Genomic DNA, 14,161 nt, shown 5'->3' on the forward strand with positions numbered 1-14,161 from the left:
TCGGCCCCGCGATTAGGGGGATATGCTACTCAAAAATCAGGCTCTTCTCCCGCTGCGTGAGCGGCCGGCCGGTGACGTCCACTACGATTTTGCCGCCCGCTAGGCCCAGAATACGGCTTGCATAGCGCTGCGCGAACTCGGCGTTGTGCATCGTGCAGATGACGGTAGCTTTGTCGCGTTGGCAGACGTATCTGAAATCCTGCATGACTCTTTCCGCTCCGGCGGGATCAATCCCCGAGATGGGCTCGTCGGCAAAAATAACCTTAGCCCGCTGCACAAATCCCCTTGCCAGCGCAATCCGCTGCCTTTCTCCGCCGCTGAGCTTTTCGGCAGCCATGGACGCTTTATCCAGCAGCCCGACATTCTCCAAATAATCCATAGCGTTAGCATATTCTTCAGTGGATACCCTGCCGGTCATTAGCCGCCAAATAGGAGTATGGAACAGCCTTCCGCGCAGGACGTTCTTCAAAGCGCTTTTCCTCGGCTGTACATCGGCTTTCTCTTCCAAAAACGCCCAGTGTTTGTTCAGCTTCAGTTTTTCGAGCCAGCCGGCCTTCGAAATATCCTTCCCTTCATAAATGTATTGCCCCTCGTCCCAAGCTTCACGGAGTGCAAGGCACTTTAAAAAGGTAGTTTTACCGCTCCCGCTGGCGCCTAACACCGCAACGAATTCACCTTCATTAATTTCAAGGCTGATTTTGGTAAGTATCGGCTGATGCTGGATCTCTTTCGTCAAGTTACGGATTATCATCGAATCATTCTCCCTCGGAACCAAAACGGTTACGCTTACAGTTTAGATGTACTCATTATAGCATGTACCGACCGGGTTGGGACAACCGGGCCGCCTATTCGTGAAGAGATGCCCTGAATGCGTATGCGGATAGTTTCTTTCACAACTGATCCGTCGGAGATGCGGCAGAGTGGGACTCGCCGGAAAAAAAACAAACGGCCCTAAGGCCGTTCTCCCATCCGACAATTCAGTTAGTCAGCAAGCAGTAAACCTAGTGCCTCACCCATATTCACTCTGCTTCCTACCTTGAGATCTTCCCTTGGGGCAAACGTATCGTCTTCCATCAATAACACGACGGTTGATCCGAACTGGAAGTAGGCTAATTCCTGGCCCTTGTGTAATGATTTCACAGTCTCATCGGTAAATTTAATGCTGCTGACGTTCATGGCACCGACCTTGACTACCGCTACTTCGCCGCCTGCATGCCGGATATACGAGATCAGCCTCTCATTGCGGCTCAGCACCCGGGGCATGTGCCTCAGGCCGAAATCATTCACCGGATATACTTTGCCGGGAATGTGTTCCGTTTCTACGATCTCGCCGCCAACCGGCGTATGGATCCGATGATAATCCGTCGGGCTCAGGTAAAGCACATAGTAGAAGCCGTGCTTGTAGTTTTCTTGTCTAGGTGAGTAGTGGAGCAGCTCTTCGAGCGTATAATCCTGCCCCTTCACATTCAGGATCGTACCGTCCTGAATGGCTCCCATTCCGGTAATCAGCGCGTCGACCGGGCTGACCAATGCGGATGTATCTTCAGTAATCGGCCGGAGTCCCGGCTTCAGACGGCGCGTAAAAAATTCATTCAGCGATTGATATTCATGGACGGCTTTCTCCGCGTCTTCCAGGCGGATACCGTAAATTTTAGCGAAGCGGGGAATCAGTTTCCGGCTGGCACGCGAGGCGGCAAATGAACCGGTGATTCTGGAAATAAACTTGCGCGAAGAGAGTTCGGTTAACATTCGCATTGCAGATTTCATCATGGTCTTCGTTCACCTGTTCCTTCTCTTTCAATCCATCTATTTACTTACCACATGAAAATGCATAAATATAAGGGGTTTGACCTCTACAGAGGTTTATCTCATCTTGACATAATTTCAGGGACAAATCAATGGATACCGTGCCGGAAAGCATCCGCCCGCAGACCTGAAAACCATGGCAAGGCAAAGAAAAAAAGGCCTGCATAGGCCTTCATTCTTAGCAGCATATTTCTATGGAACTACTATCTAAGAGGCATGGCGCGGATGAGAACGGCTCTGCGGTTTCTCATATTCTCTGCACGAAAGGCAGGCAGCAGCATTGACGTTAATCGGATACGAGGACCCGGAAAACTTGGTGCACTGGATGGGAGCTTTGGATTCGGGATCAGTAGAGATGAGAGTACAATAGCTGCAGGGAGAAATTAATTCAGTCGTCACTTTCAGCAAATCGGATTTAATCTGCTTCAATACGTCCATGAACACGCTCCTGACCTAAATGAAAATGAGGTCTGTCGTCCATCTCCTAATATTTTCTATATATTTCTAAATTATAATGTAACACAAAAGTTTGGTATTGGTAACTGTTTGTTAGTAGAATGTCAGATTTCTACAATGAAGTTTTTGTAAATGAGAATATACTTTACTCTTAGCACGGGATTGACGGGTACACCGTTTCATTGTATCCTTGTAACGAACTGAATATGGAAATACGGGAGCTCGATGAAGTCGGGCTGAGAGTGCGGCCGCCTGCCGCTGACCGTCAATCTGAACTGGATAATGCCAGCGGAGAGAATTTCACGGTACACCGCCGTTTGGCGTACCGTCCTATTAGACCGCAGATGGAGATCCTTGGGGTCTTTTTTGTTGTCTGAGCGGGCGAATCTCTCATTTCCATGATCAACAAACATATATGGGGAGATGAAGGTTATGAACAAATGGATGCGGCAAACATCTGCAATTCTCGTGGCTGCAGCTTTGCTGCTTGCGGGATGCGGCACAGCGAAGAAAGAGGAGACGGGCAATGCTGCGGCTCCGGCTAAGCTTACCGATGTAAAAGTGGTGCTCGACTGGACGCCTAACACGAATCACACCGGACTCTATGCGGCCCGGGACTTAGGTTACTATAAAGAGCTGGGATTAAATGTGGAGATCATTCAGCCGGGCCAGAGCGGCGCCGATCAGATGGTTGCCACGGGCAGCGCAGACTTCGGGGTAAGCTATCAGGAAGGCGTGACGCTGGCGCGGATGCAGAATGTGCCCATCGTTTCGCTGGCGGCTGTCATACAGCATAACACCTCAGGCTTTGCCGCTCCGGCTGCGCTGAACATCAAGACGCCGAAGGATTTTGAAGGCAAAACTTACGGAGGCTGGGGTTCTCCAGCAGAAGAAGCGGTGATCGACTCTTTGATGCGCACGGAGAATGCCGATGTGAAGAAAGTAAAAATCGTGAACGCGGGCGATGCTGACTTTTTTACCATGACCAAGAAAGATATAGATTTTGCCTGGATCTATTATGCATGGACCGGTGTGGAAGCGGAGCTCCGCGGAGAAAAGATCGATATGGTTTATTTGAACAAGTATTCGAAGAAACTGGATTACTATACACCGGTTCTCATCACAAACGAGAAGCATGTCAAAGAACAGTCCGAACTTGTCAAAACATTTATGGCGGCGACCGCGAAGGGATATCAGTATGCGATAGATCATCCTTCCGAGGCTGCCGAGCTGCTGATCAAGGCCGTTCCGGATTTGAACGCGGACCTTGTCCGGGCTTCCCAGAAATGGCTGAGCCCGAAATATCAGGACGACGCTCCCCGATGGGGCGAGCAGAAGCTGGAAGTGTGGAAGGGCTATGCGGAATGGATGTATGAGAACAAGCTGATGGAGAAGCAGCTTGATGCGGAATCCGCGTTTACCAATGACTTCTTGCCTTCAAAATAATAGATAACTTAAGGAGATGAATCCTACTATGGCTACTACGCTGTTAAGTATACAAATCATACCGAGCGTTCCCGGGGGCGGCGACGTGATTCCTTATGTGGACCGTGCGATTGAAATCATTCAGCGTTCCGGCGTAAAGCATCAGGTGAATGCGCTGGAAACGACGATGGAAGGCGAACTTCCGCAGCTGCTGGACATTGTAAAGGACATGAACGATGCGATGGTGGAAGCAGAATGTCCGAGCATCATTTCGCAGATCAAAATCCTGCATAAGCCGGACGGAGCATCCATGGACAAGTTGACGGAGAAATACAGATAACATGAACGGACACCGCAATCGGCCTTTATGGTCCGCCCTGGCCGGGATCGCCGCATTTCTGCTGATCTGGCAGGCGGCGACCTCGGTCTTTGCCATATCGGAGTGGCTGCTCCCCAGTCCTTGGCAGGTCGCCAAGGAGGCGTTCGTCTCGGCGGACCGCGTGTGGATGCACAGCCAATCTACAGCGATGCTGGCGGCAGGCGGCTTTGCCTTGAGTGTCGCAATGGGACTTCTCTGCGCCGTGCTGCTGCATCTGTTTCCCCTGCTCAGGGAACTGGCACAGCCCTTTCTCATCTTATCCCAAAGTGTGCCGAGCATTGTGCTTGCCCCATTGCTTGTGCTGTGGCTGGGTTTCGGCATAATGCCAAAGCTGGTCATTATTGTGCTGGTCTGCTTCTTTCCGGTATTGATCGCCGCCCTTGGCGGGTTCGCTCAGGCTGACCGGACTATGCTGCAGTATCTGCAGATGATCGGAAGTTCGAGATTGCAGATTTTCCGCAAGCTGGAGTTTCCCGGCGCCCTTCCCGCCCTATTCTCAGGTCTGCGGATTTCGGCAACCTATAGCATTACAGGAGCGGTGATCGCGGAGTGGCTTGGCGCGGAAAAAGGGATCGGGGTATATATGACGCTGGCCTCCTCTTCGTACCGGGCGGACCGGGTATTCGTGGCGATCGGCGTCATTGTGGCCTTAAGCTTGTTGTTATTCGGCCTGGTTCAAGTGCTGGAACGTTATTTGATACCGTGGAACCGGAAAGGCGGAAGGGGGAAAGTTCATGAGTAAGCTGGAAGTGAACGGAATTACACTGACGTTTCCGGCGGAAGCCGGGGCTTCCGGCTGGAGGAGGAGATTCCGCCCCAATAGAAAAAGGGAAGTATCTCCGCCTCCTGTCCTTAAGAATCTGACCCTGCAGGTAGAGGATGGGGAGTTCGTGTCTGTAATCGGGCCTTCGGGCAGCGGCAAAAGTACGCTGTTTCATATTATCGGAGGCGTGCTTCAGCCGGACAGCGGCACCGTGCATATGGACGGTGTTGATGTAACGGGACGGCGCGGACTGATCAGTTATATGCCGCAGAACAATACGCTGCTGCCCTGGCGCACGGTGCTGCAGAATATTCTGCTTGTTCAGGAAGTGGAAGGAACAATCCATGCGGGCGCCAAAGCGGAGGCGATGGAGGGACTGCGCAGAATCGGGCTTGAAGCTTATGCAGACGCTTATCCGCATGTGCTGTCCGGGGGGATGCAGCAGCGGGCCGCTTTCCTTCGGGCACTGCTCAGCCCTCAGGAACTGCTGTGCCTGGATGAGCCCTTTGGCGCGCTGGACGCGTTGACACGCGAAGAAATGCAGCATTGGCTGCTGTCCATGTGGGAAGGCAGCGGACGCTCGGTACTGTTCGTCACGCACTCGATCGAGGAAGCGCTGCTGCTGTCGGACCGGATCTTCATTTTGTCGTCAAAGCCTGCCGCTGTGATCCGGGAAATTCAAGTTCCTTTTGCAAGGCCCCGAACCGATGCAGTTAAGCTTTTACCCGAATTTACCGAGCTGCGCCGGACGATTTATGAACTGTTAAAACCAGACCGCCAGCCTGACGGCACCTCTTCTTAGAAGGGGTGTTTTTTGCATATAAGGGATGATAGGCGCCGGCGAAAGAATAGGAATCATTGCATTGGGAAAAATAAGGAAAACCCTGCATGCGGTGAGGTGCTCTTCTTATGAATTCCTCTTCATTTCTAGATACAAACGAGAAGCTGCTGAAGGCCTCCTTGTCGGAAAGCACAGATTTTAAAACCAGTGACCTCCTTGTCGGCGAACGCCGCATCCGTCTGTTTTATATGGATTCTATGATTGACCCGGCCATCATCCAGGAACATGTAATACGGCCGCTGTTGAGCCATTCCTTTGCGGGCATCCGGGAAGCCGTCACTGTTCTTGATTACGGTGAAACGGTACTGATTTCGGAAGCAGCGACAGCGCTTGTGGAAGGTAAAACTGTGGTTCAAATCGAAGGCCAAGCCCGGTTATACTTGCTGAAAACAGCTCTGGATAAAGAGCGGTCGATCAACATCCCGGTAAACGAGCGGGTTTTGCGCGGATCCAATCAAGCTCTAATAGAGAATTTGCAGACAAATTTAAACTTGATGAGGAAACTCATTGCTACCCCGGATCTGGTCGTAAAGACATATAAGCTGGGCCGGCAGTCCAATACAAATGTTGCAGTCCTTTCTATGCACTCCATAGCAGATAAAGACATGTTGTCGGAATTTGAAAAAAGAATCGGAAATATTGATTTGGATTACGTAGAAGCACCGGGGTTTCTGCAGGAGTTGATCCAGGACCGGAAGTTCTCTTTGTTTCCGCGCATGCTGGTCACTGAAAGGCCGGACCGGGTCAGGGCTAATTTGATGGATGGAAAAATCGCCGTCTTAACGGAGGGCTCCCCGGACTGTCTTATCTTTCCGGTTTCCTTTTGGGCTTTCTTTCAAAGCCCGGAAGATTATCAGCTGGGGTGGCTGCTCGGCAGCGCTTTACGTTTTCTCCGGATCTTATGCTTTATTTTTGCCATCGGGTTACCCGGTGCTTACGTTGCGCTAGTTACCTTCGATCCGCGAATCCTCCCATTTGAAATTGCGCTTACGCTGCAGAGCTCGATGCAATATATCGCCATGCCTCCTATATTCGAGGCAATTTTCATGCTGATTACTTTGGATATTCTTCGGGAAGCTACCATTCGCCTTCCCAGCCCGATCGGCCAGACGATCGGTGTCGTCGGAGGTATCGTGCTTGGAACGGTTGTCGTTCAATCCAATTTGATTTCCAATATGATGGTCATCGTTGTGGCTTTTACGGCCGTGGCCTCTTTTATCATTCCTTCCTATGAGATGAGCGCTGCTGCCAGGTATTTGGCCTATCCGGTCATCTGGTTGTCCTTCATGTTCGGGCTGATCGGTTTGGAGATTTCTTTCCTTCTTCTGATCACGCATTTGGCCCGCATCAACACAATGGGGATTCCTTACTTTTTCAACGGGTTTAGTGATTCGATACTGGATACGGTGATCAGAGGCCCGATTCGAAAGCTTAAAAAACGTCCGAAATAATGTAAGGGTTTCTAGTACAACCAAGAATACGATATAAAAGAGGGCGGACATCAAACATGAACAAACTGAATCAGATATCCCTTTTTCAAGTGTTTTGCCTGGTCGTCCTTACTCAGGTCGGTGTCCATGTTTTAACCATCCCATATGAGGAGTCCCGCTTTGCAGGCTACGACTCTTGGATCTCGCTATTGATCGGCGGGGTTATCTCACAATTCGTCATTTGGATGATATATCTGTTAAACGGGCGTCATCCGAACGCTTCGCTGCCCCAATTCATTTTCGGTCTTGCGGGAAAACCGCTGGGTTCGTTGTTGAACCTGTTCATAGCAGTTTATTGTCTAGGATCAAGTCTTATCGTCTGTGTATCTTATTCCGATGTGATCAGCCGCTGGGTATTATTTTCGACCCCCTGGTTCGTGTTAACTGGGATTTCGCTGTTTACAGCAGCTTATATCGCTTCTTCCTCTCTAATTTCCCTTGCCACGGTTACGCAGTCCATTATGCTGATGTTTTTGTTATGCTTGATCATTATCTTTGTAAGCGGTATGGGAAAAGGGGACGTTCTACATTTCCTCCCGGTCGGGATGCATGGATTCCTGCCAATTCTAAAGGGGGTCGTACCCTCCTTATGGGCTTATGCCGGCTATGAGCTTCTTCTGTATGTGTTTCCCTACATAAATAGCCGCAAGAAAAGAGCGATATTGATCACCGTATCGGCGGCAAACGGTTTTACGACGTTATTTTACGTCTTGATTTCAGTTATCGTTACCTTCAATTTCAGTGAGAACCAGCTGAAATTCATCCCGGAACCGATGATCTTCCTTCTACGCCAATTTAATTGGCCGGTTGTGCAAAGCCTGGATATTTTGTTCATGACAATATGGCTTTCGGTTACCACAGTAACGTTGTATGTGTATTTATTTCTGTCAGCCCGTTACCTTGCCTTCGTCGGTGTCAAAGAGAATCCGCATCACCGTATACTCGTGTGGATGCTGGCCGCGGTCTGTTATATCGTTGGGCTTTGGGGAGAAGACCGGCAGCGGTTCCTTCAGTTTTCCGTATTTCATAATGCCGCAACCATCGGAATCATTGCTATCGTTCCCGCCATACTGCTTGCCGTTTCATTGGTGAGAGGACGGAGGGCGGCGTTAGGATGAGGAAAGCGGTATATGCAGCTGCTGTCTTGTTGCTGCTGACGGGTTGTTGGGATCAAGTGCCGCTTCGCAAGATTCATTTAGTGGATGTGGCAGGTGTAGATGTAGATAAAAAAAACGGAGGCGTCATTGTGTATCAAGTGGTGACTGAGCTCAACAAAGCAGGACAAGGAGAGGGGGAACCGCTTTCGGAAACGACGGAGCTTACAGGTCCGAGTCTGATGGAAGCCATTGGGGAGGGAGAATACAAAGATAGGGGGCCTTTTATTGGCATCAACTCCAGAATCTATTTAATAAGTAAAGCATTTGCATCCAGGGACATCTCAAAAGAAATGTCAATTTTGCTGCATGCCCCCTATGCGTCGATCAATACACCCGTAGCCGTATACGATGGACCCATGGCGGAGCTGCTAAAGCATCCTCCAAAAGAATTCACGAATCAATTGAGCGATTTTATCAATTCCTTGGACCCGAGAGGAATTATGCCTACCATCTCGATGATGCACCTAATCCTGTCCCAAAAGGAGCCATTGGAGGATGCAGCTCTGCCGCTGGTTCAACAATCCGATTCAGGGATTGAGTTAAAGGGTGCGCTCTTATTCACTCAGGGCAAAAGTTCAGGGAAAGTAATCACCAAGGAGCAGGTACGCATCTTAAGACTGCTGCTGGGAGGCAATAACGGCAGGCAGCGAATGTCAGCGAAGCTGTCGGGTTCAACGGTCAGGAGACCTTTAGCTGGCCATACGGACGATTTTCAGTACGCATTTTTGATCAATAAAAACACCTCTGCAATCAAGGTGAAAGCAAGACCCAAGGGATCGCCCTCCATTATGATAAGCGTCAAAATGAAAATAACAGTTTTGGATTTAGGGCGGAGCGGACGCGTGCTTACAACGGACACCATAAAAAGCTATGAACGAGAGCTGAATCAGCATATGGAACATCTCGCTGACGGCACCGTAAAGTCACTGCAGCAAGCAAATGCCGATGTACTGGGTATAGGCAAGCATTTGAGGGCGTATCATCCGGATCTATGGAAATCCATGAATTGGCGGGAGGACTACCCACGGCTGCCAATAAAGACAAAATTTAACGTCCAAATATTGAACCCGTTTGAATAGCAAATAGAAGCACCAGGCACCCCTTCGTAGCAGGGGTGTTTTTTTAGTCGCAAAATACGTAAGTTTCTTTTACATTATATTGCGGTTACCATCATTTTCCCTTAATATAAAATTATTCATTCCATTAATTGACCAATGTAAAGGCGGAACTTTTCATGCGTAATAACAAGTTAGGACAAGCTTCCCTTAAAATTTTCGAGCCCTCAGTCAGATTGATGAACCGGATGCGTTATTTTCAGAAATTCATCCTCATCTCCCTCGTGTTTCTGATTCCGATCGGTTATATGCTGTTCCTGTTCTCCTCTGAAATCGGCAAATCTCTGGATACCACGAAAAAAGAACGTGAAGGGCTGGCCTATTCGGCCGGCATTTTGAAGTTATTTGACGAAGTGAGGAAGCATAGAGAAGCAGCCGCGCTTGCAAACGCCGGCAGCAAGGATGCGGAAAGCCAACTACGGGCACTGGCCCCCTCCGTACAGGCGTCGGCAGACCGGCAGACGAAGATGGACGCCCAATACGGGGCCGCGTTCGGAACAACGGAGACCTGGCAGAAGGTTCCTGTGGAATGGGACGTCATTCAGAAATCGGCTGATGATGCCGCATCAAAGCCGGAAGAAGTCTATGCCCGCCACACAAGCATCCTTCAAAAGCTGCAGCTGCTGCTATCGCAGGCAAAAAGCGCATCAGGCCTTAACCGCGACCCGGATGCGGACAGCTTTGCCTTAATGGAACTGACTACAGGCAGCCTCCCTGTGATCATTGAACAGCTGGAGCAGGCGAAGGCACGCGGGACGGCGGTGGCCAAGGCGGGAGGCGAACCGGACATCAGAGAGAAGACGCAATTGCTGCTGCTTAAGGAGCAAATTGCAGGAACGAACGATCTGGTACGCCTTACGCTGCAGAACACCAATACAGCGAATCCTGCACTAATGAACCTCTTGAACGCTAACGTTCAGAAATATATTCAAGCTATGAATGTATTTTCCGATACGCTGGATTTGAAGCTGCTTGCCATGGGCGGCGTGAAGATCAGCGGGGAAGACTACGGCAAAGCCGTTGCCCCGGCAATTGATGCTGCGGGCGCGCTTCTGCAGCAGACAGGGGCGGAATTGGAGCAGCTTCTGAGTGAACGTTCGGGCGATCTCGTGCTGAAACGGAACCTGCTGATTTTATCGGTAGTGCTGATCCTGCTCATTGCATTCTATCTGTTTACTTCGTTTTACATTTCGGTTTCCCGGGTCGTCACGCATTTATCTCATACCTCTTCCGAGCTTTCACAGGGCAATCTAACCGTCCGGATGCCGGTACTGACAAAAGATGAATTCGCGCAAGTAAGCGAAGGATTTAACCGGATGATTGAATCGTTCCAAGTAATGATGAGGATGAATAAGAACACGGCTGAGCATGTGGCGGCTTCTTCCGAGCAGCTTACCGCGACGGCGCAGTCGTCAGCAGCCTCGACCGAACAAATTTTATCGGCCGTTCGGGATGCCGCCAAAGGAGCTCATGCCCAACTGGAGGCTTCAAGGGAAAATGCCATTGCACTCGGGGAGATGGCGGCGGGCATTCAACGGATTGCGGAAACGTCATCCACCGTCTCGGAATCCGCGCTTGACGGATCCAGAGAGGCCAAGCAGGGTGCGGAATCCGTGCATAATGCAGTAAAACAGATGAGCGTCATCAGCGAAACGGTGGGCAAAGCTTCGCAAGTGGTAGCCGATCTGGGTAAAAGTTCAAAGGAAGTAGGCAAAATTGTTGACGTCATCGCCGATATTTCCAAGCAAACCCAACTGCTGTCTTTGAATGCTTCCATTGAAGCGGCAAGAGCCGGCGAACACGGGAAGGGATTTGCGGTAGTTGCCGGGGAGGTCAGCAAGCTGGCGGATCAGACGAAGCAATCGGCGGGCCGTATCCATGCTATGATTCAGGCGATGACTCAGGCTACGCAAGAGGCAGTCGCCTCCATGCAGGCAGGGATGAAGGATGTCCGCGACGGCATGCAGCTGATTACGGAGACAGGCCGCGTATTCGACCGGATTCAGGACCGGGTGGAACTCGTGGCCGAGCAGATTACGGAGGTTTCCGCAGCGACCGAGGAGCTGTCGGCCGGTACGGAGCAGGTGACAGCGACGATGGAAGGCATTGTTACGATCTGCAGGCAAACCGAACAGCAGTTCAGCCAGGTATCGGCAGGCGCTGAGGAACAGTCGGCATCCCTGGAGAAGATTGCATCATCCGCAGAGTCGTTGAGCGATGCTGCGCAGGAAATGCGGCAGGCTGTTTCCCAGTTCAAATTGTAGGGAATGGGGTAAAGCAGAGTATGGTTTTCACCGCTGATGACCAAGCTTGATGTTGAGGTGATTCACATGCTCTGGCTGATTTACGCAATGGCTATCGTTATACCCGCAGCTTTCCTGCTGCTGCGCGCAATGTGGAAACCCGCGGCGGCATGGCTTCATTATTTGGCTGCAGCTTCACTTTATACCGCCGGAGTGATCGCGGCAGGCACGGTGTATGATATTTTGCAGCATCATGAAGTGTTTATGACTACGGTCCACCGTATCTTTTTGAATCCCTTGTTTCTTGGGGCCGCTGGGTATTTGGGAGTGTACGCTATTCATCTTCTGCTGTGGTCGGGCTGGACGGCTGGAAAGAAGCGCATATGAAAAAAGGACGAACCCGTGAGGGCTCGTCCTTTTTTCTGCAGTTATTCGCTGATGATACCGCACACGACACGGTCACCGGAATTGCCTGCCGGGTTCGTCACATAGTCGTCTTCCCCCGCATGAATGACAATCGAGGTGCCGCCGGGCTTCAGCAAGGAATTGGCTTTCCCTTTGGCTAGCGTAACATAATCTACGAAAATTTCCCCTTTGGCTGTTCCGCTTGCATCGGCAACCAGGTTTGGCAAATCTCCTCCGTGATACCCTTTCGGATTGTTAAAGCCGTGTTCGGCGCCGCCCGGATTGAAGTGGCTGCCGGCAGAGGTAAATTTCGGAGGTTCGCATTTTCCGTTCTCGTGAATGTGAAATCCGTGCTTGCCGGGAGTCAGGCCCGCTGCTTCAATAGTTATCAGCACACCCTTGGCCTGTTGTGTTATCGCTGCCGTACCAGCCGGTTTTCCTTTTGTATCTACCAGCTTCACTTGTACCGGTTTCGCCGAAACCGCATCGGCTTGGGTCGCCAGCGATTTGAACCCGCATGCAGGGAGAAGCAGAGTGCAGGCAAGGGCGATCGAGGAATATACTATTTTGTTCATAGAAACAGCTCCTTATGATCGTGAATTCTGAATTTCACTATACGTTACAAATTATGTACAACCATCTCCTGTTCCAAACCTCCCGGACATGGAAACGGCGTACGCGTCTTTTAGGGTATGTAAATAAAAACCACCGCCCCTAAGGGAGATGGCTCATTCAAAGTTGTTGTTAGTAGAGGAAACTGCGGGAAATGATTACCAACAGAATAAAAAGAACCAAAATTGCTCCAGTAGAAGTATACAGGCCTTGACCGACTCCACCCATGTTCTTCTGCCTCCTTTCGTTATTGCTGATGTATCTTATGAACCTATGCAGCGGTATGATTGGGTGTTTATACCGGTGTAAAGAATCCGGCTATTGTGTCTGCTCCATTAAAAATTTCCCATAAGCAATTGGATTAGCGTAAGTCGCCTTCCATTCGTCCATCAGATTGCCTTCCCCGAAACTGTAACGCTGATCTCTTCCGTTACATTCGATAAACATTGGGAATCCCGTTTCCGTAATCCCGATGTCAAGGCCAATATCGGCAAGTTGCGGCAGATGAAGACTCAGATGCTCGGCTATACGAAGAGAGAGCGACTCTATCTGCCAACGGACCTGGTCCGGCTGCAGCTCGGGGTACCCGCTCAGCAGCTCATTCAGCGGCTGGACACTCCCTCCTTTGGCCACATTCGTTACAAATTTCTGTTTGGCGGCTACTTTTCCTATAATTCCCGTGACCTGCCAGATGCCGGACCTGTTCCGCTGGACCGATACTCTCAGGTCAAATGGCCTGCCCTGATAAGCTGCCAAAGGGATGCATTGCTGCACCAGATAGGTTTCCCGGCGAATCCGCCGGCGAAGCAGCAGCGGAAGCTTTCCTTTTAAGTAGATGCTGCGCGTTTGAGAGGAGTTCCGGTGCACAGGGTAGCTCAGTTTCCAGCCTCTGGCCGTGCTTTGCAGCTTCATGACCCCTCGTCCGATGCTGCTATTGTTGGGCTTTATAATTAATTCCCGGTTCGTTTTCATCATGGATCGGATGGCTTCGACTCCGGCGACATAGGAAACGGGTACATGCGGCCTGAGCTCCTCGTTAAGGAGAAGGAGCCGGTGGATCTGCATTTTACCGTACCTGTTCCGCTGATTATAGACGACCGTGCCCCGGGTCCGAAGCTTTTCCATCCTCTTGTGCATGCTCGGCTGAAAATAGAGAGCGCGGTTGTGGATCACTTTGGGGACCGGAATCGTCTGCTGCACATAGTTCCCGTTCACGCGGACATATGCCCGTACCATGCCGTTCATGCCGTTCCTGCTCATCCCGTTCTCCAGGCTGATGAAAGCCGGCTGCAGGCCGTGTTCTTTGGCTGCTTCTTCGTAGAAGGAAAGCATTTCGTGTCCGGTTTTACCTGCAGGAATTCTTTTATATAAAGACTGATTAACCAGTATGCCAATCATCCGGTTTTCCACAATCACGGTTCACCTCCAGGTTACATGCCTTTATTCACAATATGTTACAGCGGGGAGGG

The 14,161-nt window shown here is 50.6% G+C and carries 15 protein-coding genes and 1 riboswitch; of the genes, 9 read left to right on the forward strand and 6 right to left on the reverse strand.

What is annotated here, in order from left to right; all coding sequences use genetic code 11:
* Window positions 1–25 precede the first annotated feature (25 nt).
* The 3 genes from ACFSUF_RS07870 to ACFSUF_RS07880 all read right to left on the reverse strand — a co-directional run bounded on the left by ACFSUF_RS07870 (window position 26) and on the right by ACFSUF_RS07880 (window position 2,244).
* Window positions 26–751, reverse strand: a complete 726-nt coding sequence (locus ACFSUF_RS07870; RefSeq protein WP_377601821.1) for an ATP-binding cassette domain-containing protein — start codon at window positions 749–751, stop codon at window positions 26–28.
* A 230-nt stretch (window positions 752–981) separates the two neighbouring features.
* Window positions 982–1,770 (reverse strand): archaetidylserine decarboxylase, encoded by a 789-nt coding sequence (gene asd / locus ACFSUF_RS07875; RefSeq protein WP_377601823.1) that lies wholly within the window; start codon window positions 1,768–1,770, stop codon window positions 982–984.
* Between the two features lie 243 nt (window positions 1,771–2,013).
* Entirely contained in the window at window positions 2,014–2,244 is a 231-nt protein-coding gene (locus ACFSUF_RS07880) for a hypothetical protein (RefSeq protein WP_377601825.1), read from the reverse strand.
* A 222-nt stretch (window positions 2,245–2,466) separates the two neighbouring features.
* Window positions 2,467–2,576: riboswitch (TPP riboswitch) on the forward strand.
* Window positions 2,577–2,694: 118 nt separating this feature from the next.
* Between ACFSUF_RS07880 and ACFSUF_RS07885 the strand changes: the two genes are divergently transcribed.
* The 9 genes from ACFSUF_RS07885 (at window position 2,695) to ACFSUF_RS07925 (ending at window position 12,062) form a co-directional block, all read left to right on the forward strand.
* Complete coding sequence (locus ACFSUF_RS07885) at window positions 2,695–3,708, forward strand: ABC transporter substrate-binding protein (protein ID WP_377601826.1); 1,014 nt, start codon at window positions 2,695–2,697, stop codon at window positions 3,706–3,708.
* Between the two features lie 28 nt (window positions 3,709–3,736).
* The gene (locus ACFSUF_RS07890; protein ID WP_377601828.1) at window positions 3,737–4,027 is read left to right on the forward strand and encodes a thiamine-binding protein; all 291 of its coding nucleotides are present in this window, start codon (window positions 3,737–3,739) and stop codon (window positions 4,025–4,027) included.
* 1 nt (window position 4,028) lies between these two features.
* Window positions 4,029–4,808, forward strand: a complete 780-nt coding sequence (locus ACFSUF_RS07895) for an ABC transporter permease (RefSeq protein ID WP_377601830.1) — start codon at window positions 4,029–4,031, stop codon at window positions 4,806–4,808.
* A complete protein-coding gene (locus ACFSUF_RS07900; RefSeq protein WP_377601832.1) occupies window positions 4,801–5,631 on the forward strand; it encodes an ABC transporter ATP-binding protein in 831 nt (276 codons plus the stop codon). The genes ACFSUF_RS07895 and ACFSUF_RS07900 overlap by 8 nt, the downstream gene beginning before the upstream one ends.
* Window positions 5,632–5,738: 107 nt before the next feature.
* Entirely contained in the window at window positions 5,739–7,121 is a 1,383-nt protein-coding gene (locus tag ACFSUF_RS07905; RefSeq protein WP_377601834.1) for a spore germination protein, read from the forward strand.
* A gap of 56 nt (window positions 7,122–7,177) precedes the next feature.
* Window positions 7,178–8,278 (forward strand): GerAB/ArcD/ProY family transporter, encoded by a 1,101-nt coding sequence (locus ACFSUF_RS07910; protein ID WP_377601836.1) that lies wholly within the window; start codon window positions 7,178–7,180, stop codon window positions 8,276–8,278.
* Window positions 8,275–9,396 carry a Ger(x)C family spore germination protein gene (locus ACFSUF_RS07915; RefSeq protein ID WP_377601838.1) on the forward strand — a complete coding sequence of 374 codons (1,122 nt, stop codon included), beginning with the start codon at window positions 8,275–8,277 and terminating at the stop codon, window positions 9,394–9,396. The genes ACFSUF_RS07910 and ACFSUF_RS07915 overlap by 4 nt, the downstream gene beginning before the upstream one ends.
* A gap of 155 nt (window positions 9,397–9,551) precedes the next feature.
* On the forward strand, window positions 9,552–11,696 hold the full coding sequence (locus ACFSUF_RS07920; protein WP_377601839.1) for a methyl-accepting chemotaxis protein: 2,145 nt from the start codon (window positions 9,552–9,554) through the stop codon (window positions 11,694–11,696).
* 36 nt (window positions 11,697–11,732) lie between these two features.
* Window positions 11,733–12,062 carry a hypothetical protein gene (locus tag ACFSUF_RS07925; protein ID WP_377601841.1) on the forward strand — a complete coding sequence of 110 codons (330 nt, stop codon included), beginning with the start codon at window positions 11,733–11,735 and terminating at the stop codon, window positions 12,060–12,062.
* A 41-nt stretch (window positions 12,063–12,103) separates the two neighbouring features.
* Here ACFSUF_RS07925 and ACFSUF_RS07930 read toward each other — a convergent pair whose 3' ends face one another.
* The 3 genes from ACFSUF_RS07930 to ACFSUF_RS07940 all read right to left on the reverse strand — a co-directional run bounded on the left by ACFSUF_RS07930 (window position 12,104) and on the right by ACFSUF_RS07940 (window position 14,108).
* Complete coding sequence (locus ACFSUF_RS07930; RefSeq protein WP_377601843.1) at window positions 12,104–12,655, reverse strand: superoxide dismutase family protein; 552 nt, start codon at window positions 12,653–12,655, stop codon at window positions 12,104–12,106.
* A 169-nt stretch (window positions 12,656–12,824) separates the two neighbouring features.
* Complete coding sequence (locus ACFSUF_RS07935; RefSeq protein ID WP_377601844.1) at window positions 12,825–12,920, reverse strand: YjcZ family sporulation protein; 96 nt, start codon at window positions 12,918–12,920, stop codon at window positions 12,825–12,827.
* 90 nt (window positions 12,921–13,010) lie between these two features.
* Entirely contained in the window at window positions 13,011–14,108 is a 1,098-nt protein-coding gene (locus ACFSUF_RS07940; RefSeq protein WP_377601846.1) for a YheC/YheD family protein, read from the reverse strand.
* Between the last annotated feature and the right edge of the window lie 53 nt (window positions 14,109–14,161).

The sequence above is a fragment of the Paenibacillus gansuensis genome, assembly GCF_042684925.1.
GTDB classification, from domain to species: domain Bacteria; phylum Bacillota; class Bacilli; order Paenibacillales; family DY6; genus Paenibacillus_N; species Paenibacillus_N gansuensis.

What these genes read in the sequence shown, in the direction of transcription:
- ACFSUF_RS07920 (WP_377601839.1), top strand. Translation starts at nt 9,552, where the DNA reads ATGCGTAATAACAAGTTAGGACAAGCTTCCCTTAAAATTTTCGAGCCC.
- ACFSUF_RS07935 (WP_377601844.1), bottom strand. Translation starts at nt 12,920, where the DNA reads ATGGGTGGAGTCGGTCAAGGCCTGTATACTTCTACTGGAGCAATTTTG.
- ACFSUF_RS07915 (WP_377601838.1), top strand. Translation starts at nt 8,275, where the DNA reads ATGAGGAAAGCGGTATATGCAGCTGCTGTCTTGTTGCTGCTGACGGGT.
- asd (WP_377601823.1), bottom strand. Translation starts at nt 1,770, where the DNA reads ATGATGAAATCTGCAATGCGAATGTTAACCGAACTCTCTTCGCGCAAG.
- ACFSUF_RS07900 (WP_377601832.1), top strand. Translation starts at nt 4,801, where the DNA reads ATGAGTAAGCTGGAAGTGAACGGAATTACACTGACGTTTCCGGCGGAA.
- ACFSUF_RS07890 (WP_377601828.1), top strand. Translation starts at nt 3,737, where the DNA reads ATGGCTACTACGCTGTTAAGTATACAAATCATACCGAGCGTTCCCGGG.
- ACFSUF_RS07930 (WP_377601843.1), bottom strand. Translation starts at nt 12,655, where the DNA reads ATGAACAAAATAGTATATTCCTCGATCGCCCTTGCCTGCACTCTGCTT.
- ACFSUF_RS07910 (WP_377601836.1), top strand. Translation starts at nt 7,178, where the DNA reads ATGAACAAACTGAATCAGATATCCCTTTTTCAAGTGTTTTGCCTGGTC.
- ACFSUF_RS07870 (WP_377601821.1), bottom strand. Translation starts at nt 751, where the DNA reads ATGATAATCCGTAACTTGACGAAAGAGATCCAGCATCAGCCGATACTT.
- ACFSUF_RS07895 (WP_377601830.1), top strand. Translation starts at nt 4,029, where the DNA reads ATGAACGGACACCGCAATCGGCCTTTATGGTCCGCCCTGGCCGGGATC.
- ACFSUF_RS07905 (WP_377601834.1), top strand. Translation starts at nt 5,739, where the DNA reads ATGAATTCCTCTTCATTTCTAGATACAAACGAGAAGCTGCTGAAGGCC.
- ACFSUF_RS07925 (WP_377601841.1), top strand. Translation starts at nt 11,733, where the DNA reads ATGACCAAGCTTGATGTTGAGGTGATTCACATGCTCTGGCTGATTTAC.
- ACFSUF_RS07880 (WP_377601825.1), bottom strand. Translation starts at nt 2,244, where the DNA reads ATGGACGTATTGAAGCAGATTAAATCCGATTTGCTGAAAGTGACGACT.
- ACFSUF_RS07885 (WP_377601826.1), top strand. Translation starts at nt 2,695, where the DNA reads ATGAACAAATGGATGCGGCAAACATCTGCAATTCTCGTGGCTGCAGCT.